The sequence below is a fragment of the Calothrix anomala FACHB-343 genome (assembly GCF_014696435.1).
Classification (GTDB): Bacteria; Cyanobacteriota; Cyanobacteriia; order Cyanobacteriales; family Nostocaceae; genus Aulosira; species Aulosira anomala_A.
Genome location: NZ_JACJQG010000012.1, coordinates 93,426 through 116,753, shown reverse-complemented (window position 1 = coordinate 116,753; position 23,328 = coordinate 93,426). Strand labels below are relative to the sequence as shown.

18 protein-coding genes are annotated in these 23,328 nt (G+C 42.0%); 8 read left to right on the top strand and 10 right to left on the bottom strand.

Annotation, left to right across the window (positions count from 1 at the left end; all coding sequences use genetic code 11):
* Positions 1 to 104: 104 nt before the first annotated feature.
* The 3 genes from H6G08_RS09190 (at position 105) to H6G08_RS09180 (ending at position 6,209) form a co-directional block, all read left to right on the top strand.
* Complete coding sequence (locus H6G08_RS09190; protein WP_190540705.1) at positions 105 to 1,229, top strand: hybrid sensor histidine kinase/response regulator; 1,125 nt, start codon at positions 105 to 107, stop codon at positions 1,227 to 1,229.
* Between the two features lie 232 nt (positions 1,230 to 1,461).
* Positions 1,462 to 3,993, top strand: coding sequence for a sensor histidine kinase (locus H6G08_RS09185; RefSeq protein ID WP_313941667.1), 2,532 nt, complete (start codon positions 1,462 to 1,464; stop codon positions 3,991 to 3,993).
* Between the two features lie 446 nt (positions 3,994 to 4,439).
* Entirely contained in the window at positions 4,440 to 6,209 is a 1,770-nt protein-coding gene (locus tag H6G08_RS09180) for a PAS domain-containing sensor histidine kinase (RefSeq protein ID WP_190540703.1), read from the top strand.
* Positions 6,210 to 6,441: 232 nt separating this feature from the next.
* Here the strand turns inward: H6G08_RS09180 and H6G08_RS09175 are convergent, their stop codons facing one another.
* From H6G08_RS09175 to H6G08_RS09165, 3 genes are all read right to left on the bottom strand, one after another.
* Entirely contained in the window at positions 6,442 to 6,726 is a 285-nt protein-coding gene (locus H6G08_RS09175) for a peptidase (protein ID WP_190540702.1), read from the bottom strand.
* A 304-nt stretch (positions 6,727 to 7,030) separates the two neighbouring features.
* Positions 7,031 to 7,663 (bottom strand): hypothetical protein, encoded by a 633-nt coding sequence (locus H6G08_RS09170; protein ID WP_190540700.1) that lies wholly within the window; start codon positions 7,661 to 7,663, stop codon positions 7,031 to 7,033.
* 101 nt (positions 7,664 to 7,764) lie between these two features.
* Entirely contained in the window at positions 7,765 to 7,959 is a 195-nt protein-coding gene (locus H6G08_RS09165) for a peptidase associated/transthyretin-like domain-containing protein (RefSeq protein ID WP_242046105.1), read from the bottom strand.
* Between the two features lie 206 nt (positions 7,960 to 8,165).
* Here H6G08_RS09165 and arfB point away from each other — a divergent pair, with 206 nt between their 5' ends.
* Positions 8,166 to 8,579 carry an alternative ribosome rescue aminoacyl-tRNA hydrolase ArfB gene (gene arfB, locus H6G08_RS09160; protein WP_190540698.1) on the top strand — a complete coding sequence of 138 codons (414 nt, stop codon included), beginning with the start codon at positions 8,166 to 8,168 and terminating at the stop codon, positions 8,577 to 8,579.
* A 399-nt stretch (positions 8,580 to 8,978) separates the two neighbouring features.
* Here arfB and H6G08_RS09155 read toward each other — a convergent pair whose 3' ends face one another.
* Positions 8,979 to 9,743 (bottom strand): DUF6748 domain-containing protein, encoded by a 765-nt coding sequence (locus H6G08_RS09155; protein WP_190540696.1) that lies wholly within the window; start codon positions 9,741 to 9,743, stop codon positions 8,979 to 8,981.
* A gap of 299 nt (positions 9,744 to 10,042) precedes the next feature.
* Here H6G08_RS09155 and H6G08_RS09150 point away from each other — a divergent pair, with 299 nt between their 5' ends.
* Together H6G08_RS09150 and H6G08_RS09145 are read left to right on the top strand one after the other, a co-directional pair.
* Positions 10,043 to 10,723: a response regulator transcription factor gene (locus tag H6G08_RS09150; protein ID WP_096644867.1), complete on the top strand. Its 681-nt coding sequence runs from the start codon at positions 10,043 to 10,045 to the stop codon at positions 10,721 to 10,723.
* Positions 10,720 to 12,156, top strand: a complete 1,437-nt coding sequence (locus H6G08_RS09145; protein ID WP_313941651.1) for an ATP-binding protein — start codon at positions 10,720 to 10,722, stop codon at positions 12,154 to 12,156. The genes H6G08_RS09150 and H6G08_RS09145 overlap by 4 nt, the downstream gene beginning before the upstream one ends.
* A gap of 104 nt (positions 12,157 to 12,260) precedes the next feature.
* Here H6G08_RS09145 and H6G08_RS09140 read toward each other — a convergent pair whose 3' ends face one another.
* The 6 genes from H6G08_RS09140 to H6G08_RS09115 form a co-directional block, all read right to left on the bottom strand.
* A complete protein-coding gene (locus tag H6G08_RS09140) occupies positions 12,261 to 12,818 on the bottom strand; it encodes a hypothetical protein (protein ID WP_190540694.1) in 558 nt (185 codons plus the stop codon).
* Positions 12,819 to 13,269: 451 nt separating this feature from the next.
* On the bottom strand, positions 13,270 to 14,619 hold the full coding sequence (locus H6G08_RS09135) for a cytochrome P450 (protein ID WP_190540692.1): 1,350 nt from the start codon (positions 14,617 to 14,619) through the stop codon (positions 13,270 to 13,272).
* A gap of 338 nt (positions 14,620 to 14,957) precedes the next feature.
* Positions 14,958 to 17,840, bottom strand: coding sequence for an isoleucine--tRNA ligase (gene ileS, locus H6G08_RS09130; protein ID WP_190540690.1), 2,883 nt, complete (start codon positions 17,838 to 17,840; stop codon positions 14,958 to 14,960).
* A 676-nt stretch (positions 17,841 to 18,516) separates the two neighbouring features.
* Positions 18,517 to 19,950, bottom strand: a complete 1,434-nt coding sequence (gene glgA / locus H6G08_RS09125; RefSeq protein ID WP_190540689.1) for a glycogen synthase GlgA — start codon at positions 19,948 to 19,950, stop codon at positions 18,517 to 18,519.
* A gap of 116 nt (positions 19,951 to 20,066) precedes the next feature.
* Positions 20,067 to 21,038 carry a hydroxymethylbilane synthase gene (gene hemC / locus H6G08_RS09120; RefSeq protein WP_190540687.1) on the bottom strand — a complete coding sequence of 324 codons (972 nt, stop codon included), beginning with the start codon at positions 21,036 to 21,038 and terminating at the stop codon, positions 20,067 to 20,069.
* A gap of 287 nt (positions 21,039 to 21,325) precedes the next feature.
* Positions 21,326 to 21,748, bottom strand: coding sequence for a lysozyme inhibitor LprI family protein (locus tag H6G08_RS09115; RefSeq protein ID WP_190540685.1), 423 nt, complete (start codon positions 21,746 to 21,748; stop codon positions 21,326 to 21,328).
* Between the two features lie 47 nt (positions 21,749 to 21,795).
* Here H6G08_RS09115 and H6G08_RS09110 point away from each other — a divergent pair, with 47 nt between their 5' ends.
* Together H6G08_RS09110 and H6G08_RS09105 are read left to right on the top strand one after the other, a co-directional pair.
* Positions 21,796 to 22,053 carry a hypothetical protein gene (locus H6G08_RS09110; RefSeq protein ID WP_190540683.1) on the top strand — a complete coding sequence of 86 codons (258 nt, stop codon included), beginning with the start codon at positions 21,796 to 21,798 and terminating at the stop codon, positions 22,051 to 22,053.
* A 242-nt stretch (positions 22,054 to 22,295) separates the two neighbouring features.
* The gene (locus tag H6G08_RS09105; RefSeq protein WP_190540681.1) at positions 22,296 to 23,288 is read left to right on the top strand and encodes a YegS/Rv2252/BmrU family lipid kinase; all 993 of its coding nucleotides are present in this window, start codon (positions 22,296 to 22,298) and stop codon (positions 23,286 to 23,288) included.
* The last annotated feature ends 40 nt before the right edge of the window (positions 23,289 to 23,328 follow it).

The window sequence follows — 23,328 nt, the reverse complement described above, 5'->3', positions numbered from 1 at the left end:
TCTATCTTGTAGAGACGCGATTCATCGCGTCTCTAGAATAGTCAACAATCGTTGGGAAATTTTGAATTTTGAATTTTGAATTTTGAATTTTGAATTTTATTAATATGCCTTCTATTTTAGTCATTGATGATGACCCCGATAACTTTGATGTGATTGAAACGCTATTAAGCGAACAAGATTATTTGTTACATTACGCTGCCAGCGGTCAACAAGCGATCGCCTCACTCAACTTATTTCAGCCAGATGTAATTTTGCTCGATGTCATGATGCCAGGAATGGATGGTATCGAAGTTTGCCGAAAAATTAAAGCCATTCCTCAATGGCAGTCAGTTCCCATCATTATGGTAACTGCGCTCACAGGCAAAGAAGACCTAGCTCGTTGCTTAGATACGGGTGCTGAAGACTTTATTAGTAAGCCTGTAAATCAAGTAGAATTACGGGCACGTGTTCAGTCTATGCTGAGAATTAAGCAACAGTACGATAAAATTCAAAATTTAGCGAATATCCAAGCTAATAGTATTAAATTTTTAGAAAATACCCTGAATGAACTGCGCGGTAATTTAGCTGTGACTGTACCCCATGAACTGAATACACCGCTACATGGTATCGTCGGTACCCTCAACCTCCTCATAGCCGATCTGGAAAATATGCATACTGAGGAAATTCGAGAATTACTAGGCTGGGCTGATGAATCCGCACGAAGGCTAGAAAAATTAACGCAAAAATTGTTGATTTATTTAGAATTTGAACTATCAACGCCGAAAAAGCCGATTAGCAAACCGCAGTCAACTAAATTTTCTCTAGCCGCGATCGCTCCACCTTTGCAAGCTCTGGCTCGCAGTTTAAATCGCAATCACGATCTAATGTTTGCGATCGCCGAGGCTGAAGTGTCAATATCAGCTGAATATCTCGCAATTATCCTCTATGAATTAGTGGATAATGCCTTGAAATTCTCCCAACCGGGGACAGCCATCAAGATTACTAGTCAAGTAGATTCAGGAATGCTCAATGTCTACGTTCACGATTGGGGACGGGGAATGACAGCAGAACAGATTTCTAAAATTGCTGCTTTCATGCAATTTGAGCGCAAAACCTATGAACAGCAAGGCTTAGGTATGGGCTTAAATTTAGTTAAAAAAATCGTTGAACGTTATGGTGGGCAATTCTCAATTAGCAGCGTTTACAAACAAGAAACAACTGTAAATATTAGTTTACCCATTAGCTGTTGACCGTTGACCCTTGACCGTTGACTGTTGACGGTTGACTATTGACTATTGACTATTGACTATTGACCAATAATAAATAACCCGATTGGGTGAATGCGATCGCCGCATCCAGAATTACTCTGAAGTAAGAGGCATTTTTGCTGCTGACAATGATGATTTATGCAGCGTCAAAGTTGTCAGGCTGGCAGAAATTGTCACAATCAGATTATTTGCTGGTTTTATCAAGGCACAAAAAGTGGATGAAATTGTAAAATTACTGCATAAACCAGATTTTCCACAGGGGAATCACACTTTGTTGGAAAAAATTGCTGCTAATTTACCGGGAATGATTTTTCAAATCCTGCAACGGCAGGATGGTTCGGAATTGGTGATGTATGTAAGTTCTGGTTGTCGCGAATTATATGAGTTAGAACCAGAAGTTATCCAAGCAAATTTGCAGGTTTTAGATCGACTAGTTCATCCAGAAGATGTGCAATCGTTAGCGAAATCTATAGAAGTTGCGAAAGCTACATTATCACCTTGGCGTTGGGAAGGTCGCATCATTACACCAAGTGGCAAAATCAAGTGGATTCAAGGTGCTTCCCAATTGGAAAGACAAGCTAACGGTGATTGGCTATGGGAGGGTTTGGTAATGGATATTACAGACCGCAAGCAGGTAGAAGAACAATTGCGTCACAGTGAGAGGCGCTATAAAGCAATTGTAGATGCAATTCCCGATTTGATGTTTCGCCTCAGCCGGGAAGGCGAATATTTAGATTTAAAAGAAGATGTAGACAGTTTGCTGCTACCTAAAGAAGAGATTTTAGGCAAAAAAGTAGGAGATTTATTACCTTCTGATGTCGCCGCAATTAGTCAAGAAGCGATCGCTAAAACTTTGGATTCGCAAAATTTACAAATTTGTGAATATCAATTAGCAACACCTGTAGGCGTTCGCGATTATGAAGCACGCTTGGTAGTTAGTGGTAGCGACGAAGTTTTAGCCATTGTGCGGGATATTACAGAACGCAAACAAGGGGAAACTAACTTACAAAGTCTCGCCCAAAAATATGCTAAAGCTTTTCGTTGCAGTCCCGATCCAATTCTCCTCAGCACTGTGGAAGAAGGACTTTTCTTAGAAGTGAACGAGAGTTTTGTCAAGCTTTCTGAGTATCAGCAAGAGGAAGTGATTGGACGTACAGCTTTTGAATTAAATATTTGGCTAGATAAGCGCGATCGCATGGCGTTGTTGCAACAATTGCAAATGGAAGGCTTTGCGCGTAACTTAGAACTCAACTTCCGCGTCAAATCGGGGAAAATCATTACAACCCTAGTATCAGCCGAAATCATCGAATTAGAAAATATTCCCTGCATACTGGCTGTAATTCACGATATTACCGAACGCAAGCAAGTAGAAGCACAATTACACCTGACTGTACAGCGCGATCGCTTATTAACAGAAACATTAGCGCGAATTCGTTCTTCCCTGAATCTAGAGCAAATTCTCCAAACTACAGTCACCGAAGTTCGGCAATTTTTGCAAGCAGATCGCGTATTTATTGGGATTAGCGATTGTCAAGGGAAAGCGAAAACTGTCGCCGAATCAGTCAATCCCCAATATCCCGCAGTCTTAGGTTGGACTACTGACGATGAAAGTTATCTCCAGGAATTAAAAAATCTCCTGATCACTAATAGCGTGCGGTTAGTGGAAGATGTGAATAAAACTGTTGTTTCTCCCAAAATTAGAACGCACTATCAACAATTTCAGACAAGAGCTACCTTAGCTGTACCGATTATGCTCAATCAGCAATTATTTGGGGCGTTAGTAGCTAATCAATGTTCTGGGCCTCGGCAATGGCAAACTATCGAAATTGATTTATTGCAGCAAATGTCAGAGCAATTAGCGATCGCTATTCAACAAGCTCAATTATATCAAGAATTAGCTGCACTTAATTCTAATTTAGAACGTCAAGTAGAAGAACGCACCGCCCAACTCCAGCAGAAAATGCAGGAACTAGAAGAAATGCAACGGGTGAAAAATGTAGTTTTACATACTGTAGCCCACGATTTGCGGACTGCGGTTATGGGTAACTTAATGGTATTGAAGAATTTACTCAAAACTCAAAGTTTAGGCAATAGTGAGTGGGAACTAGCTAAAGAAGCAACCCAAAATCGCCTTCCCAATTCTCAATCCTTTATTCCTGTATCGCGTTCGGTGATTGAACGCATGATTCAAGGTAACGATCGCCAACTAGCAATGCTCGACTCTTTGCTAGAAATTCATAGTTGTGAAGCTCAAGGAATTAATCTGCGTCGAGAGCTAGTACATTATAACACGCTGCTAGACTCAATTATCAAAGATTTGCAGCCATTACTTAACCACAATCAAGCCATATTAAATAATTTAGTCCCTGACGATTTACCCTTAGTCATGGCCGATCCGACGCGGTTGCAAAAAGTTCTCGCCAATATATTCACATATAGTTTGCAAAACAACCCACCAGGACTGACTTTTACCCTAAAAACCAAAGTTGAAGGCGACATCATTCGCACCGAGATTCAAGATAATGGCATTACTCTAAGTAAACTAGAGTGCGATCGCTTGTTTGATTTGTACATTCCCGAACCACAAGCTTGTTGTTCTAGCAGTATTGCTTTAAAAATGTATTTGAGTCGCCAAGTGATCCAAGCGCATGGTGGGGAAATTGGAATTATTAGTCATCGCCAGCGTGGTTTAACATTTTGGTTTACATTACCCCTCGCTACCCCAAATTCCACAGTTCGCCCTTAAAATCACCATGCATATCAATATATTCTAGAGGGCATGGCAGTGCCCATTAGTGTCAACTTAACGCAAAACCCAGCTACCGCAAGGAACTGAAGTTCCTTGCTAATAGCCAAAGTCATCTCAAGATGACTAAATATCTTCCAAATCTTGAGTCTACTTTAGTAGACTTGAGCTTTGGCCCTGAGAATTCATTCTCAGGCGGGTGACAAAGCCAAGACATAGGCTATTTTTAACTTGAGTTGACACCTATGCCCTACCATCTGTGGCATTCTGTTTGAAAATGAGTAGAATTTAGCATAATTAGGCGATCGCAAAATCATAGCAATATCCCAAAAACCCTTACCAATCAAACTTGTACAGACAAGGGTTCATCGCGTCTCTAACTCACGACTTCATCGCCCAATTCAGAATAGGAGACAATAGCATATAGGCAAACTTGGTAAAAGCTGATGGCTACCTTCTGGAAAACACTGCAAAGGTGGGGGAAAAAAGCCTTTCCAGCCTCAACATCAAAAATAACGGCGGATGTGGCGATAAATGCTGTTCGCGATGAACAATGGCTGAATGCTAGAAGAAGCTTTTTATGGCAAAGATTGCAGTTATGGTTATTAGTAGGATTAGTCTGCTTATTTACTTTTACTTTGCGTAGTATTTATGATGTTTATTTTCCCTTAAAAGAGTTAGACAAACTACCCCAACCATTGAGAACCCAAGCATTATGTATTAATTTTGCCATGTTCTTGATTCTACTGGTTTGTTTTATTGTGCATAAAACCCGGTTTGGTCAACGTTATCCGGGAATGCTATTATTGGGGTCTTCTTGGTCAATTAGTCTAGGAACGCAGTTTTTCGCTACAATTCAAGGCTATGCCCTACGCGATCCTTTATCTTGGTCATTGCTATTTGTCAGTCAAGCTACATTTATACCTGTGTGTTGGCATTTACATTTAACTTCACAGGTGGGTTTGCTAATTTACTATTTTGGTGTGAATCAAGTCTTAGGACTGAAAACATTCCTACCCGAACATCCAGAACTTTATGATGTAACTTTTATCTTATATGTTTTTTGGCTATGTGCTATCTGTGACATCGGCGTTTATCTTTACGATCGCCTACAACGCTCAGATTTTTATGCCCATCAAGAACTAGAATTAGCTTATCAAAAACTGCAAGTTGCAGAAGCTAAATATCGCAGTATCGTAGAAAACGCCATCGAAGGGATTTTCCAAAGTAGTGCTGATGGTAAGTATATTACAGCTAATCCCGCTTTAGCGAAGATTTACGGCTATGCATCGCCCCAAGAAGTCACAGCCAAATTAACAGATATCGAACATCAATTATATGTTGACCCTAAGCGGAGAGCCGAGTTTGTTCGCTTAATCGAAAAATATGGTAGTCTCTCGGAATTTGAATCGCAAATTTATCGCCAAGACGGAAGCATTGTGTGGATTTCGGAAAAAGCCTACGCAGTACGTGACGAACAAGGAAAACTGCTTTACTACGAGGGAATGACAGAAGATATCACCAAGCGCAAGCAAGCAGAGGAAGCAGTGCGGGTATTTTTTCATGCGGTTTCCCACGACTTACGCAACCCCGTATTAGGAACTTTAATGGTGTTGAAAAACTTGCTAGCTAACCCAGAGAGTAAAATCACTATTTCTCGGTCAATTTTAGAACGAATGGTGAAAAGTAGCGATCGCCAACTCAATTTAATTAATTCCTTGCTCGAAGCTCATATCAGTGCAGTTCAAGGCGTAATCTTACAATTACAATCAGTACAATTACATACAGTGGTCGAAGCCGCGATCGCAGATTTAGAACCGATGCTAGGGGAAAATCAAGCCACCCTCACCAATTTAGTTAGTGCAGATTTACCATACATTAACGCCGATCCGACGCAACTATGGCGAGTTTTTTCTAACCTAATTGCCAATGCAATTAAACACAATCCCCCTGGTTTAATGTTAACCATTAACGCTACCGTTGCCGGAGACAAAATTTATTGCACTGTCAGCGATAACGGTGTGGGAATCAGTCAACAGCAAAGCGAACGCTTATTTGACCTTTATTATCGAGGTACAAACACCCGCAATTCTGTCAGCTTAGGATTAGGGTTATATCTGTGCAAGCAAATTATCCAAGCGCATGGTGGGGAAATTGGTGTTACTAGCGCATTATCCGCCGGTGCGACATTTTGGTTTACGTTACCTATAGGATAATGGGCATGGGGCATTGGGCATTGGGCATGGGGCATTGGAGCGTTGCGATGAATAAGAAAAGGCTTGACGATGATTGTCAAAGCCTGGAGCATGAAGATGAAATATATCAGGCAAATTTAATAGTTATTTGTCATTTGTCATTGATAAGGGTTGCAATCCTATTTACATTTTTTAATATAGTAGGGGCTAGGCACTGCTTTGCCCTCTAGAATATATTGATGTGTCGCGAATATTAAACATCAAGTCTATTACCAGGTAAACGGCGATCGCGAAATAAACTTGTCATATAAATTCCGCTCACTAATAAGCCTAGTAAACCAAATCCGTTAATTATGGGGAAAATCCCATCGAGTCCAAAAGTTTCTAGGGTGTGCAGGTGGATGAGGAAACCTGCTAATTCTCGTTGATGTAGAGCTTTAGCGATGGGAAAAGTCATACCAGTGATGACTGTTAGCATTAACGGTAGGGCACAGACAATTGCCAACCAACGATGATATTTGCGAAAAAAGCGATTCATAACACAATACGGTTCAGTTAAGGATAAATGTAGGTTGGGTTGAACGAAGTGAAACCCAACAAAGCGCCGAAAATGTTGGGTTTCGTTCCTCAACCCAACCTACACCAAATCAGTTTTTTGAGGCTAACTGAACCGTATTGATTCATAACAGCTCCAATATACCAAATATAAATGGGGTAGTTGTATAATTTGGGCGGGCAAGATGCCCACCCCACAAGAGATTGATAAAATTTAATCCGCAAATTAGATGTGTTTGAGGTTACTCTTCACCTTCTGCCCTCGTCCCTCTGCCTTTGTTTGTAAACTATCTATTTTGGGAAGACTCTGGGCGATCGCCTTCGCCGGGAGGATGGGGAGGAACGCCTAAGGCATCTTTTAATTGCTGTTCAGTCACACCTAATTTGGCGGCTGCGGCTTTAAAATCAGGGCGGGGTGGGCGCTGGCCTTCACTGGGAGGATTAGCGGGAACGCCTAACGCATCCTTTAATTTTTGTTCAGTTACGCCTAACTTGGCTGCGGCTGCTTTAAAATCGGGACGGGGTGGTCTTTGATTTTTGTCACCTTCACCGGGAGGATTAGCGGGAACGCCTAAGGCATCCTTTAATTTTTGTTCAGTCACGCCTAACTTGGCAGCTGCTGCTTTAAAATCGGGACGGGGTGGTCTTTGATTTCTGTCACCTTGAGCCGGAGGATTAGCGGGAACGCCTAAGGCATCTTTTAATTGCTGTTCAGTTACACCCAGTTTGGCGGCTGCTGCTTTAAAATCAGGGTGAGGTGGACGCCGTTGTCCATCCTGTTGTTGTTGATTAGGTTGTTGTGAACCTTGGGCAATGCGGTGGGATGGCTTGGCAGCATTGACTGAATTGAGAGAAATTAAACTAAATGTACCTGCAAGAATAGAAATAGCTGCTACGACAACTGTTTTATTAACCTTCATAATCTTTCCCCGTGTGACTTGTGTTGTGTGTTGATATTTATGATTTAATCGACTCAAAATTACAGTTCGCCTTGCTTGTGGATTACATTTTTGTAATTTTTCTAGGCGATTTGTAGTCCCACATCAAAGGTAGCTGTATAGCCTTGCCCGTTTTGGGTAAGCTTGAGTAACATTTGTTCGCCACCATCTTGAAAAATTCCGTCATCGGCATTTTTCAGCGTGCGTTGTCCCTTGCTGTTGTAGGGTGCTTGACTGTAGATGCGATCGCTCATTGCATCATCAAAGTACGGGAGCATCCCAAATGTGCAAAAACGCCCTCACCCTATAAGGGTGGGGCTAGAAATACGAAGCCTGCCTTGGCAGGCTATCAAACTTTTAGCCTGCCAAGGCAGGCTTTGTTGGTATAGCAATACCCTTCTAGGGTATTGCGTCAAAATTGGGATGCTCCCCAAAATACAACTGTGACAAACAAAGACCGCCCTAATAACGCTATATATAAGGTATGCTGCAAATTTCTCATAAAATTCTCATCTCAGATAGCGAACTCGAAATTAGCGCGATTCGCTCCCAAGGCGCAGGTGGTCAAAACGTCAACAAGGTTGCTACCGCCATTCACTTACGCTTTGATATTGGAGCTTCATCTTTACCCGCTTTCTATAAACAGCAGCTTTTGACGCTAAACGACAGACGCATTACCCAAGAGGGAGTAATTGTCATCAAAGCCCAAGAACACCGCAGCCAGGAGCAGAACCGAGAGGAGGCTTTAGAAAGACTTAAAGAACTGATTAAAAGCGCAGTTGTACTCAAGAAAAAACGCAAATCTACTAAGCCAACACGCAGTTCGCAAAAAAAACGCCTTGATAGTAAAACCAAGCGCGGACAGATTAAATCCAGTAGAAGGCAGATCATTGATTAAAATGCAATGGCCAAAAGACTTCTCCTAATTACAGAGCTACCAAGCTGGGGCTTTTTGTTGCACCTATGAAACAAAAGCAAGTTTCGACAGAGGAAAAGGCGATCGCAGTTATTGAAAGTGACTCATCAATTCCCAGCGCCTAACTTTCGCTATTACTGCTCATTTCACCCCGGATCAGACTAAGGCATCAAGTAAAAATAAGTAGTGCGAGCATCTTGCTCGCGCGGGCAAGATGCCCGCACTACAAATATTAAATTGTTCAACTTATTTTTACACGACTCCTAAGGGATTTCCAAATAAAAAAATATTCCAATTATTACTTACCAAATCCGCAAATTGTAGGGGCGGGGTAACCCCGCCCCTACAATTTGGGATAATTTAATTTTTGGAGTTCCCTAATCAAAATTTCGGTTCTACTCTCAGATAAAATTGTGTACCCACAAACTTAATATCTCTCTTGGTCGGATCTAAGTTGTTTACTACCTCAGTTCTACCTACAGTAATTAAACCTTTAGCAAAAATTTCTCTTGTTGCTGCTTCAATTTGTTTCTTTGTTGCACCCGTTTGACTTAAATCGATTGACGAAACTTGAGAAATGTTAGGCTTATTCAAAACCAGTTGATTTGTGGAGAAGCAAGGGGTAGTGATGCAGACAATGCCATTGTTTTTGAGTCCCACAAAAGTACCTTTTGGTGGCGCAGCTGTAGCAGCGATGAAGGCTTCTTTAACTCTCAAATTCCCAAACTCACCAAATCCAGGAAATTCCACTGGAACTATGCTACCTCGAAGAATCACACGGCTACCATCATCACTTTGGATTTTTGCCAGTTCGGAAGATGCTACTTTTAGGGAACTCCAATCAATTGCAGACACATAGCATTCCTCACGAAAAACACCATCGATGCAAGGAGTAGCTTTCAAGTTAACCTGCTTAATGAAATATCCCCCACATATAGGAGAAACACATTTGCGAAAATCTCTTCTTACCGTGTAATATCCCCACTGTGGAAACTCTTGGTTGTTGACAGTGGTTGCTTCAGAATCTGTAGTGTCTGGAGCAGCAATGTTTTGAGCAGATACTTTGGAGAAAAATCCGTAGCTAACAATTAAAGCACTGAATAGGAGAATAAATGGGTGTTTGTAGTCAAACAGTCTTTTGTTCATGGTAGGTTTATTTTTTTTTGAGAGTTCAATACCTTTGTTAAGAGCCGAGTTGACAGAATTTTTGGCAAAATTATCATATAGTAAGCTCTTATTTGACAAGATAAGTTAAAATGCCATAACTTTTACAATACTGACAATAGGTTAAAAAAACCTTGCGGGAAACCTTAAAAGAATTTTAAGGACTAAGCCATATTAGAACAAAAATGACAGATGCTCTAGTTTTTAAATTACATTTTTGTAATTTCAGCTAAAGATTAATCAATTTAAAATAGAACCTATAGATCAACTCATAAAAGCTTGTGAATGTTCTGTTTGTCGAAGATGAAGCAAAAATTGCTAACTTCGTCCGGGCTGGACTGAAGGAGCAAGGATTTGTCGTAGACTATTGCGACAATGGCGATGATGGCTATCTCCGGGCATTAGATAACGAATATGATGCGATTATTCTTGATATCATGGTTCCGGGAAAAGATGGACTATCAATTCTCAAACAATTGCGGCGAGAAGGACGCAATGCTCCCGTAATTTTGTTGACGGCGCGGAATGAATTAGACGATCGCTTGCAAGGTTTGAACTTGGGAGCCGATGATTATATTGCTAAACCTTTCTTTGTCGAAGAGTTAGCCGCGCGGATTCATGCGGTGGTACGTCGCAGTGTGGGCGATCGCCAAAATATACTCACAGTAGGGCCGATTAAACTCGATCGCATTGCTCGCGAAGTTACTTGCAATCAAAAAGCAATTGAACTTACCAGTCGGGAATTTAATCTTTTAGAATATCTCATGCGATCGCCTGGACGAGTTTTCACCCGTACCCAAATCCTGGAACATATTTGGGGTTACGACTTTAACCCGAATACAAATGTGGTGGATGTCTGTATTCAGCGCATTCGCAAAAAAATTGACCCCAGTGACGAACCGAGTTGGATTGAAAGTATTCGCGGTGTTGGTTATCGGTTTCGCAAACCAGAACCATCGTGAAACAACTGCGATCGTTTCGCTTACGGATGGCGCTATTATCTGCAGCTTTGGCGGGTAGCACCTTGCTTGGGTTTGCGGTTGTCTCCTGGTTTCAGATTTACAATGCTAAAATCAGCCGCTTGGATGCACAATTATTAAATCAGTTAATGCGGACTAGTCGTCCCCCAGAACCAGAGCGATTGCATCCTCGCCCAGAATTATTATCCTTTGATTGGGGTAACCATACAACAATTCCCGTCGCCGCTTTAGTAGTTGATAGCAATAGCAACACATTGACTGAATTTAACTCCCTCCCGGAAGATACACAGGTGCAGGGCTTATTAGTTAAACGTCTGCAATTAACGCCTTTAATACTACCACCGCGAGAAAGACGAGATTCTCGACCATTTCGCCCAGATCCGCCGCCATTTGTCACAGAAAAAACAGCAAAAGCTCACTGGCGAATCGGTGTGATGAAATCTCCCCACAGTCAAGTTGCGATCGCAGTTAGTTTGCAAGCTGTCAATCAAGAAATGGCAAGTATTAGCAATATTTTCTTGGTTTCCATTCCCATCGCTTTGCTACTTATAGCAGTGGGAGCATGGTTAATTTCTGGTGGTGCGTTACGTCCCATCGCTCAATTAACAGGTGTAATTCAACAGGTAACAGTCAAAGGACTAGATCAGCGCATCCCCATTGGGACAACAGATGTAGAATTTGTCGAACTGATTCAGGTGTTTAATCAAATGCTGTCACGCCTAGAACGCAGTTTTACCCAAGCTTCCCGCTTTAGTGCTGATGCAGCGCACGAATTGAAAACGCCCCTAACTATTTTACAAGGGGAATTAGAAAGAACTCTACAACAAGTTGACCCCGGTAGTGAAGTCCAACAACGCCTCAGCAATTTATTAGATGAAGTGCGTCGTCTCAGTGGAATTATGCGCAAACTCTTGCTGTTATCCCTAGCTGATGCGGGACAGATGAGTTTGTATTTAGTGGGGGTGGATATGTCTGAGTTACTAATGGAAATGCTAGAAGATGTCGAATTATTAGCCCCTCATTTAACTGTTAAAAATCACATTCTTTCTGGATTAAAAGTACAAGGCGATCGCGATTTACTCATGCAAGTACTGCAAAATCTTTTGAGTAACGCCATCAAATACAATCTCGCTGACAATGGCTGGATTGAGATTTCCGCTCAACAACAGCAAAATCAACTCCATATTACCATTACAAATGCATCAAAAGATATTCCCGCAAGCGATCGCGATCGCCTATTCGACCGCTTTTATCGTGGCGATCCAGCACGTACCCGCCAAGTAGAAGGAATCGGACTCGGACTCAGCCTCGCTAGAGAAATCGCCCGCGCCCATCATGGCGATTTGACTGTAAATAGCACATTTCCAGGGCAAACAGCCTTTACCCTCACCTTACCAATAGGGACTAGGGGCTAGGCAGGGGAGCAGGGAGCAGGGAGCAAGGGGGAAGGCTTGGAAAGAAGCTTGGACTCCGCCCCAGTAAATCCACCAAATCACAAATGACTAATGACAAATGACTATTAAGAATAATTCACAATTACTAAACATTCATTGTTAACCTTACTCAGCATATCTGAGAAGGCGGGTGTATATTTGCCTTCAGCATCAACAACTTTACGTAGTGTATAGTTTCCCATCCCGGAAAATCTGCCGAAAAAAGTGTTTTTACGATACCAAATATCGCCATTAGGAGAATTCTCGTCTTGGATCATTGTAAAATCTAGTATCCACTTAGGAATTGGGATGCCAAAAGCAAAGGCGATAATTTGCGATCGCTGTAAGGTTTCATCTTCAAATTGAACTTTGTAGGTAAATCGGGATATTTGCGCGCCTATTAGTAATAGCCAGCCTGCAAAGGAATTATGAAAAGTCCATTGCAAAGGTGCAAAAACAGGAAGGAGTAAGCTGAGGTCTTGGGTGTCCCATTCTAGGTTGTAAAATGTGATGCAATCATCAGGTAAGGGATTGCCATCCATAAAGAATACACCTTGAAGAATGGTCGGTAATTTGGTTTCGACAGTGGGAACCATCCAGGTAGCAATATTGTCGAGTTGCTTTTTCTCAATAGGTTTAATCATTAGTTAATTCCAGTGTAGAAAATAGAGGTTAGAGCTTAGAAGTAGCTTTTCAAGGTGAAATAAAATCTATTTTTTTCTCTGCCTACTCTGCGTCTGGTGCGGTTGAGATTTCTTTATTTAACCACAGAGAACACAGAGGAAGAGATGACTCAGGAATCATGGGCGAGATGTTGTTATTCACCTTGAAAATACTAATACCAATTCACTATGATGCACTAAATATTTATTTACAGCAGTTTTCATGCATTTGAACCACAATCGTAGTAGGGGCACGGCACCAGTAAGATTATTGTATATATGAGAATATTATGGATGCCGTGCCCCTACAGTGTGGTCGATTTACCTGAAAATTTCTGTAATGAACCGCCAAGTACGCCAAGAGAAAAGAAGCAGTTATTAAGTGCAAGTTTACAGAGAATTGGTATAAGGTTTATGCAAGAGAAGTGTTTCTTTACTGTTGATGAGTAAAGCCTTGTAAGATTAAATTATTAGGAGTCACAGCAGTTACTTTTTCAAAATCCCACTTTACTTCTGTAATTGAGTTCCATTGATATTTTTTCAACAAATAGAAACAGAACATTTGAATTATACCAATGGATAAGGATTTACCAGGACAAACTCGTTCATGTCCTTCGCCATTCCAAGATAAAATATCAGAGAAATCTCGCGTTACATCAAAATCATTGGGGTTTTGGTATCTTTGAGGATCTCGATTAGCATTAAAGATAGAGCCAAGTAAACGAGTCCCTTTTTGAAATGGACATTGTTGTCCGCCAATTTCTACTGTTCCCTTGTTAGTCGTGAGTTGGCTAACAAAGCGTACTGGGGGATATAGGCGAGAGGTTTCTAAAACTATTCTATTAGTTAGTGTTGACTGTTCTAAAGCAGAACCGTTGGGAGTATTTTGTCCATTCCAGACAGTATTAATCTCTGCTAATACATCATTTTTGAGATTATCATCTAGGCAAAGAACACCAATTACAGAACCTAAAAGGGCACTAGTTCCCGCAGTACCAGCAATATGAATCATATCAAATAAGCTGTTAGCAATTTGGTGTTCGTTCAGCCGATATTGGGCAGCAATTTGCATGTATGATGCCCATTTGGGGGATTGTTTATAGCGTTCAATTAAGCGTTGGCGATGGCGAATATTTGGCCCTGTTTTGGAAAATAGAAGATATTTGCTGACAAAAGTTGGTAAGGATGAAAGTACCAACCCTTTAATATAAGCACCCGATCCAGCAAGTTCTTCTTCAGATAAGGAAATTTGAAAAACAAGTTGGTGCAAAATCTCTAACATCATTTTTGGTAAATCATTACCAACATGTAACTGACGCCTATCGGCAGCTTTTGCTAGGGATTGATCGACTAATTGTCCTAATAATTCTGCTTGGGAATAGGGATTTGGTAATGCTTGTAAAAATACAGCCCGTACTCCTGTATGTTCGTTACCATTCATTCCTAAACTTAAGGGATTATTGAGCATGTAGCTAGAAGCGTAGATTCTAATAATCCCTAAATCATTACCCCGCAATTGTGGCTCGACATGCATCAAATCTCTTACCAAAGTGTGAGAGGCATGTATAATTGCATGATCTACTGCAAAGAATTTGTCGCCAATATTTTCTCGACGGATGTTCAGAAAATCTCTCCAGGCTTTGAGTAAGATAAAACCATCCTGATAATACATTATTAAGCGGAGGAACTTGCCAATGGGGCTGTTATAACCAACTTTGGCAAGCCAACGTGAAAGCCGTATTTGGCGTTTGTGTCCTTTGAGGATTTTATCTTTAGTTTCCATAATTTTCTCCAATTAGAATTGGGCATGGGGCATGGGGCATTGGGCATGGGGTATAAGGAATGATTTATGATTTCTTTCCTGCGTCTTTGGCTGAGAGGATGTTTTAAAAGTCTGGGGTGATTTAGCAAATTTTGTTGGATTACCCTAAATACCCCTGTTTGCGGGGGTTAGGGGGTGAAAAATTATCTAAATCATAGCCAATCACTTTTAAAACCACTTCTTAGCATTGAATGAGGAAGAGAAACGATAAATAATTAAGTACAAAGCCAATAAAGCACAAAGTCTGAACGGAGAAAACCTCTGTTCAGACTTTGTTAGAAAATAACTATCCCTCAGACTTAAAATTCACCTGCTAAGGCATCAACACACCTTTCGCACAATAGAGGATGCTCTTTTGATTCTCCTACATGAACTGAATAATTCCAACAGCGATCGCATTTTTCGCCATCTGCATTAACTACACCTATAGCCCAAGTATCCGATTGTAGGTTATATTTCAATCCTTCTAAGGCTGCGGGTGTGTCTAATACTTCCACTTGGGAGGTGATGAACAAATAGCGGAGTTCATCGATACCGTTACCTTTGTCTGGATTCAGTGTTTTTACAGAGGCGCGTAACTGCTCGTCATTGATATATAGTAAGACTTTGGCTTCTAAGGAAGAACCGATTAACTTCTCGATTCTTGCTTGTTCTAATACCTTGTTTACCTCAGTACGCAGTTGGCGAATTTGTTGCCAGAATTCTGCAATGGCGGGATTTTGCCATGCTTCGTCTAATTGTACCCAACCTGCTTCAAACACCGATTTATACGGTGTTTTATAAGGGAGATGTTGCCAAATATCTTCAGCCGTGTGACATAACACGGGAGCGATCGCTCGTGCTAAATTCTCTAAAGCTATTCTCAGCACTGTTTGACAACTGCGACGGCGGAAACCATCAGGGGTGCTGATATAAAGTCTATCTTTGGCAGCGTCGAGATAAAAGTTAGATAAATCGACGACGCAGAAATTCTGCACTGTTTGAAAGAAGCGGAAGAATTGGAAGCTGTCAAAGGCTTCGGTTACTTCCTGAAATACTTCTGTCATCCGATGCAGCATATAGCGATCGAGTTCTGGTAATTCTGCTAAAGGTACTGCATCTTTTTCGGGATCGAAATCATGCAAGCTACCCAGCAAGAACCGCGCTGTATTGCGAATTTTACCCCTAACATCATTTAGCTGCTTGATGATGTTGTTCCCGATACGGACATCGGAGGTGTAATCAACAGACGACACCCACAACCGCAATACGTCAGCACCATAGGGGGGTTCTTTTTTCTGATCTTTACCGCCGACAATCATCACTTGGGGATCTACTACGTTACCCAGTGATTTACTCATTTTCCGCCCTTGTTCATCCAGAACAAAGCCATGAGTTAAGACAGTTTTATAAGGTGCAATATCATTCACCGCTACACTGGTAAGCAAACTCGACTGGAACCAACCGCGATGTTGATCGGAACCTTCCAGATACATATCTACGGGGTAGCCTAATTGCGATCGCTGTTTAGCGACAGCCGCCCAAGAAGAACCAGAATCAAACCACACATCCATTGTGTCTGTACCTCGGCGGTAAGACTTGCCATTATTGCGGTATTGTTCGGGTAACAATTCCTCTATCGACATTTCCCACCAAGCATCTGAACCTTTCTCAGCGATGATTGCTTGCACGTGGTTGATGGTTTCTTCTGTTAGCAGGGGTTCCCCAGTTTCCTCATCATAGAATACCGGAATAGGCACGCCCCAAGCACGCTGACGAGAAATACACCAATCAGAACGTTCCGCTACCATTGGTGTAATGCGGTTTTCACCTTGAGCGGGAATCCATCTTACTGATGCGATCGCTTTTAGTGCTTCTTCTCTAAATCCTTCCACCGAAGCAAACCACTGTTCAGTAGCGCGGAAAATCGTTGGTTTTTTCGTCCGCCAGTCGTAAGGATATTTGTGCTGATAAGGTTCTTCCTTGAGTAAGGAACCAGCCCCAGCTAAGGCATCAATTACCGCCTGATTTCCATCACCCAGCACATTCAACCCAGCAAACTCTCCCGCTTCGGCAGTAAAGTTACCGTTATCATCCACTGGCGCGAGGATAGGTAAACCATAGCGCTGACCGACAATGTAGTCTTCTTGACCGTGTCCGGGGGCTGTATGTACTAACCCCGTACCGGACTCAGTGGTAATGTAATCGCCACCAATCACCACCGGACTTTCCCGATCGTATAATGGATGACGGTAAGTAATATGTTCTAATTCTTGCCCTTTAAATGTGGATTTTACGGTTAACTCAACTCCCAAAGTTGCCGTTAATCGTTCCACCAAATCAGCCGCGACAATTAGGTATTTAAAATTACTCTGCGCCTCTGCGTCTCTGCGTGAAACTTCCACCACAGCATAATTGAGGTCAGCATTTACCGCTACCGCCAAGTTACCGGGAATTGTCCAAGGTGTAGTTGTCCAAACCGCCACACCCAAATCTGGTAAATAATCCCCTAGCAATGGTTGAGCAGATTCAGAAAGACTGGTAACGGGGAAAGCTGCATAAATACTGCGAGAAGTATGACCTTCAGGATATTCTAATTCAGCTTCCGCTAAAGCCGTCTTGGAGCTAGGACTCCAGTGTACAGGCTTCAAACCGCGATAGATGTAACCTTTTAACACCATCTGCCCGAACACGCCAATTTGCGCCGCTTCGTATTCCGGCTTCAAGGTTAAATAAGGATCTTCCCAATTTCCCCAAACACCATAACGTTTAAAACTTTGGCGTTGGGCATCTACGGTAGCGAGGGCAAATTCCTTGGCTTTTTGGCGCAGTTGTAACGGTGTGAGGTTTTGCCGTTCTGCGGACTTCATATTTTGTAAAACTTTCAGTTCAATTGGCAAGCCGTGGCAGTCCCAACCAGGCACATAACGCACCTTCCGCCCCCGTAGCAGTTGGTAGCGGTTAATAATATCTTTGAGAATTTTATTTAAGGCATGACCAGTATGTAACGAGCCGTTTGCGTAGGGAGGCCCGTCATGTAGTATAAATAATTTGCCGGGGTTCTTTTCACTGAGGCGATCGTAAATTTTATTTTCTTCCCAAAACTTTTGAATTTCCGGCTCGCGCTTGAGTGCGTTTGCCCGCATATCAAAATTAGTCTTAGGTAGATTTACAGTATCTTTGTAGCTTCCAGTTTCTGTCACAGTTTCATGCCTAGAATTAGTTGTGCAGGATTTATAAATTATAGAAGATGGAAGGCAGAGGGCAGATAACAGAAGGATGGTTTTTAATTTGCGAGGCGTTGGCGCAAGCTAGGGCGATATTTACAGCAGTTTTCACCTATTTGAACCACATCTATCGTAGGGGCACGGCACCGACAATCTTTTTGTACATACAATAATTTTACTGATGCCGTGCCCCTACAGCGTGGTCTATTTACTTGACATCCTCACCGACCTAAAGGAACGGTGATTCCCAAACCTCACGATTTGAGTTTCTGCTTCATAGCAACTGCCTCCACCCTCAAGGAGTTTTATGGTCTTATGTTCGCTCCACAGACTAACCCCGCTAGTCCAGCGGTTTTATGTGTCGAATACCCAAAAGGAATTCTTATCTGTTGTTTTGATTCTAGGGATGTTTGCCATTGCCCTATCCTATGCATCCCGGTCTACCGATTTGTCTGCGCCGCCAATTTTACTGGACTTCGCTCGTTAGGCTGTCTGAATCCATCGTCTCGGGTGGGTCATTGACCATCTATATTTTAATATAAAGCCGTCCTACAAGGACGGGGTTTCTACCCAAATTTTCGATGAAAATAGCTGTAAGCAGTCGGGGGAGTTACTAAAAGTCTCTTCACTAGAGGAAGAGACTTTTGTGCTATCAACTAGTAGCTACTGGCTGATTTAACTCTAATTCTGGTTGCGGTGCTTCCTCTTCTTCTGGTAAGCCGTAAATGGATCTATACAGCTTGACATATTGCTTGGCTGATTGATACCAGCTGAAATCCTGACTCATACCGCGTTTTTGTAATTCTTGCCATTGGGGTTTGAAACGGAAACCTTCCCAGGCGCGAATCATGGAGGTGAATAAATCTAGGGGTTCATAACGGTCAAAACAATAACCAGTACCGGCATCGTTCATGGGGTCGAAATGGGATACTGTATCAACTAACCCACCTGTACGCCGAACAATGGGGACGGAACCGTAACGCAAAGCCATCATTTGACTGATACCGCAGGGTTCAAACCGGCTAGGCATTAAGAAAGCATCTGTACCAGCGTAGATGCGGCGAGATAAAGCATCGTTATACAGCAGGTAAGTAGCCATGCGTCCGGGATAGCGGGATGCTAACTGCCACATTTGAGTTTCGTAATAGCGATCGCCTGTTCCCAGCAACACGAATTGAGCATCAGTATATGCCAAAAAGCGATCGAGGATTTGGATCACCAAATCTAAGCCTTTTTGCTCTACTAACCGGGTTACCATGCCAATTAAAAAGGCATTGGAATTAACTTCTAACCCAACTTCTTCTTGTAAGGCAATTTTATTGGCTTTACGTTGATCTAAAGTATCCTTTGTAAATGTCTGGGCAATATATTTGTCGTTTTCTGGGTTATAAACCTCAGTATCTATACCGTTAATAATCCCGGATAACTTACCGCTAATAAAAGACAATAAACCTTCTATGGTTTCGCCATAAGCAGGTGTTTTAATTTGCTCGGCGTAGGTGGGAGATACAGTATTTACCCTGTCTGCATATTGCACCGCCGCCGCCATTGTGTTGTGTCCTTGCATATACCAAGGACACCAAGTAATTTTATCTAAATACCAACGCCAAGGCCCTTGATAAGCCAAGTTATGAATGGTGAACACGCTGGTGATATCTGGATCTTGGTTCATCCATACGGGAATCATCCCTGTGTGCCAATCGTGACAGTGGACAATCTGTGGCTTCCAATAATTCCAGCAAAATTCGGCTGCACCGTTGGCAAACAAGGTGAACCGCCAGTCTTCATCCTCTCCCGAATAAATCCGTCGAGGCATAAAGGCAGGATGTCCAAATAAATACAAGGGAACATCAGTACCAGGAAGGATGCTTTCGTAAACAGCAAAGTCCTGAAACATGGCATATCCCCGCCAAATGGGTTCTTTAGGAATCTCCATTTTGTCTGGGAGAAAGCCATAGTAGGGCAAGAATATCCGTACATCATGCCCCATTTTTCTCAAGATTTTGGGTAATGCGCCGACAACATCACCCATTCCGCCAACTTTTGCAACTGGAGCTGCCTCTGCTGCAACAAATAGAATCCGCATGGTAATATATGTTTCCCCGATTCTGCCTACACAGTGAATCAGTTTTTAGTTACTCAATCATGACTTTTTCACTGTTCACTGATTACTTATCTAACCATATCCGGGTGCGGATTGGCTTAAGAACCTCTTTGGATTTCGGTAAAAATCACATCTAAGATTGCTTGTGCGCCTTGTTCTCGCAATAAATGCGCCAGTTGTGTACCCAGATTTTCGGCGTTTTTGGCTTCTCCGGTAACGGTGTCTTTGACTAGATTTTGTCCATCGACGCTAGCAACTATCCCGGTTAAGGTTAAAGTATCACCATTAATTTCCGTATTTACACCAATGGGTACTTGACAGCCGCCTTCGAGATCGCGTAAAAAGGCACGTTCAGCTAAACAGCGATCGCGGGTTTCGGGATGTTCGATCGCTTTGAGCAGAGATATCAATTCGGTATCATCTGCACGGCATTCTATACCCAAAGCACCTTGACCAACTGCATGGAGCGAGATTTCTTTAGGTAAAATTTGATGAACGCGATCGCTCATTCCCAACCGCTCTAACCCGGCAACTGCCAAAATTAAAGCATCATATTCACCCGCATCTAATTTAGCCATGCGTGTATTCAAATTTCCCCGCACATCTTTAAATGTAAAATGGGGGAATTTATGGCGTAACTGGGCTAATCTCCGCAGAGAGGATGTACCAATTACTGCACCTGCTGGTAAAGTATCAATTTGCTGACCTTTATACTTTTCGTGCAGTACCAAAGCATCTGCTGGATTTTCCCTTTCGGTAATTGCTGCCAATGTTAAACCTTCTGGTAATTTAGTTGGCAGATCCTTGAGGGAATGTACCGCAAAATCAATCTCCTTGTTGAGCATCCCAACTTCTAATTCTTTGGTAAATAATCCTTTATCACCAATTTTGGCTAATGCTACATCCAGGATTTTGTCGCCTTGGGTAGACATGGTATGGACTTCAAAAGCAATCTCAGGATAGCTTTTTTGCAGTTGCTCTTTTACCCAGTGGGTTTGAACTAGAGCCAGTTGACTTTTACGAGAACCAATACGGATTGTGCGTGCAGGACTGGAAACAGTTGAAGTCATAAAACAAAATGTCAAACAAGGCGATAATTTCACTCTCATCTAGACTACCGCAGTGAGTGACTTACCGGATGCTAATTGCTTAATTTGAGTTAAGTTTAATTGCGATTTTCTTTACATTTATTTACCAAATAACAGGATAAGCTAATCTGCTTTGAAGTTGCACAATCCATTGTGAGGGCTGTTGACGGTTGACTGTTGACTGTTGACTGTTGATAGCCCTTATTAGTAGTTACGCAATTTAGATGCGTATTAGCTTAAAGGATCGAGGATTCAGCCTTCAGTTAAGATTAATTATCTGAATTGAGGTAATCCTGTAATTGTTGAGTACGTTGTTGTGTAGTGCGTTCTAAACAACCTAAATAAATTGTAGGTGCAATAGTTCCGCCTGCATATTGGCTGCGTTCAAACTCACAACTAGCATCGCGAAACTTAATCCAGGCTTGCTGTGCAGTAATTAATTTCTGTTTTCTGGAACTAGATAAAGTTGGCAGAAGTTTTTTATAAACTTGATTCAATTTTTTATCAGCATTTTGATAGGATAACTGAGCGCATTGATTAATTTCGACTTGAGTTTGCGCGTTATTACAGTTAAGCTTTTGCGCTAACTGTAGCTTGGGATTTTCCGGTGTTGTGTTTGCCATTGTCACAGTCGCAACAGACAAACTACTGAGGGCAATAATACTGAAAAAATGTGGTAAAAACCGATTCATAATATTTTAGAATGTACGTGTATGCACCAAAATAGCAGAAAATAGCATTGTTAGTCGATGCGATCGCGTTCAAACTCGATTTGATCGCATTCAAACTCGATTTGATTGCATTCAAACTCGATTCGATCGCGTTCAAACTCGATTTGATTGCATTCAAACTTGATTTGATTGCATTCAAACTTGATTTGATTGCATTCAAACTTGATTTGATCGCATTCAAACTCGATTCGATTGCATTCAAACTTGATCCGATTGCATTCAAACTCGATCCGATTGCATTCAAACTCGATCCGATTGCAATCTGAAAAATTTCTCCTCCCAGTCAACAGTCTGTAGGGGCGGGTTTATTTAGATCATTGTTGATCGGTGAGGATATCTGTGAACCCGCCCCTACAACAATCAACAATATTTTCAAGCTACCCCCCTTCCTTCATCAAGTGTGTCAATAGCTGAGAACCTGCCGTGAGGAGGAAGAGGCAATCTTATCGGTATGGTATGAATAATTTTGATAATTTTTAACGATATTGTATTTTAAGCTTTGATTCTTATGAAGCGTTCCGCTTGCCTCATCTTTAATCCCGTAGCTGGTCAAGGTGACTCAGAACAAGAATTGGCACAGATTCGGGCAATATTAGAGCCAGAAATTGATTTAGATATTTACATTACCACCGAAGAAGTTGGTGCAGATAAACTAGCTTATGCCGCAGTGGAACGTGGAGTAGATGAAATTATCGCTTCTGGTGGTGATGGAACTCTCTCCGCCGCCGCCGCAGCTGTAGTTAATACTAATATTCCCTTAGGCATCATTTCCAGGGGAACGGCGAACGCCTTTGCCACAGCTTTGACTATTCCCGATACCATTGAAGCTGCTTGTGAGACAATTCTCCAAGGTGCAACGAAGAATGTCGATGTCGCCTATTGCAACGATCTACCGATGGTACTACTAGTAGGTATCGGTTTTGAAGCGGAAACGGTAGAACGTGCAGACAGAGAAGCAAAAAAGCGCTTTGGTATTTTAGCTTACGTCCTCGCCGGCATTCAGCAATTGCGAGAATTAGAGAGTTTTGATGTAGAAATTGAAACCGAAGACAGAATCATTAAAACTCAAGCTGCGGCTGTCACTGTTGCCAATGCAGCACCCCCGACTTCAGTTTTAGCCCAAGGGCCAGCCGGGATTATTTATGATGATGGACTGCTAGATTTAACTATTGTCGCACCAGCAAACAAAGCCGGCGCGATCGCAGCTACATATCATTTATTCCAAACCGCTTCTGCGGGTAATCCCGTAGAACGTGATGATATTGGCTACCTCCGCGCCAAACAATTTAAAATCACCACAAATCCCCCGCAAAAAGTAGCTTTAGATGGCGAAATCATTGGTAACACGCCAATTGAAGTTAAATGTGTACCATGTGGATTAAAGATTTTTGTGCCCCAAGTAGATGAAGTAGTACCAGTAGAGAAGTTAGATGGACTACCAAATTTGGTAATTGAAATGAAAAATCCGGCAGAGAATTCAGGGAACAAGGAGGACAAATAATTCAAAATTCAAAATTCTCTCTTGGAAAGTTCTGATGCCT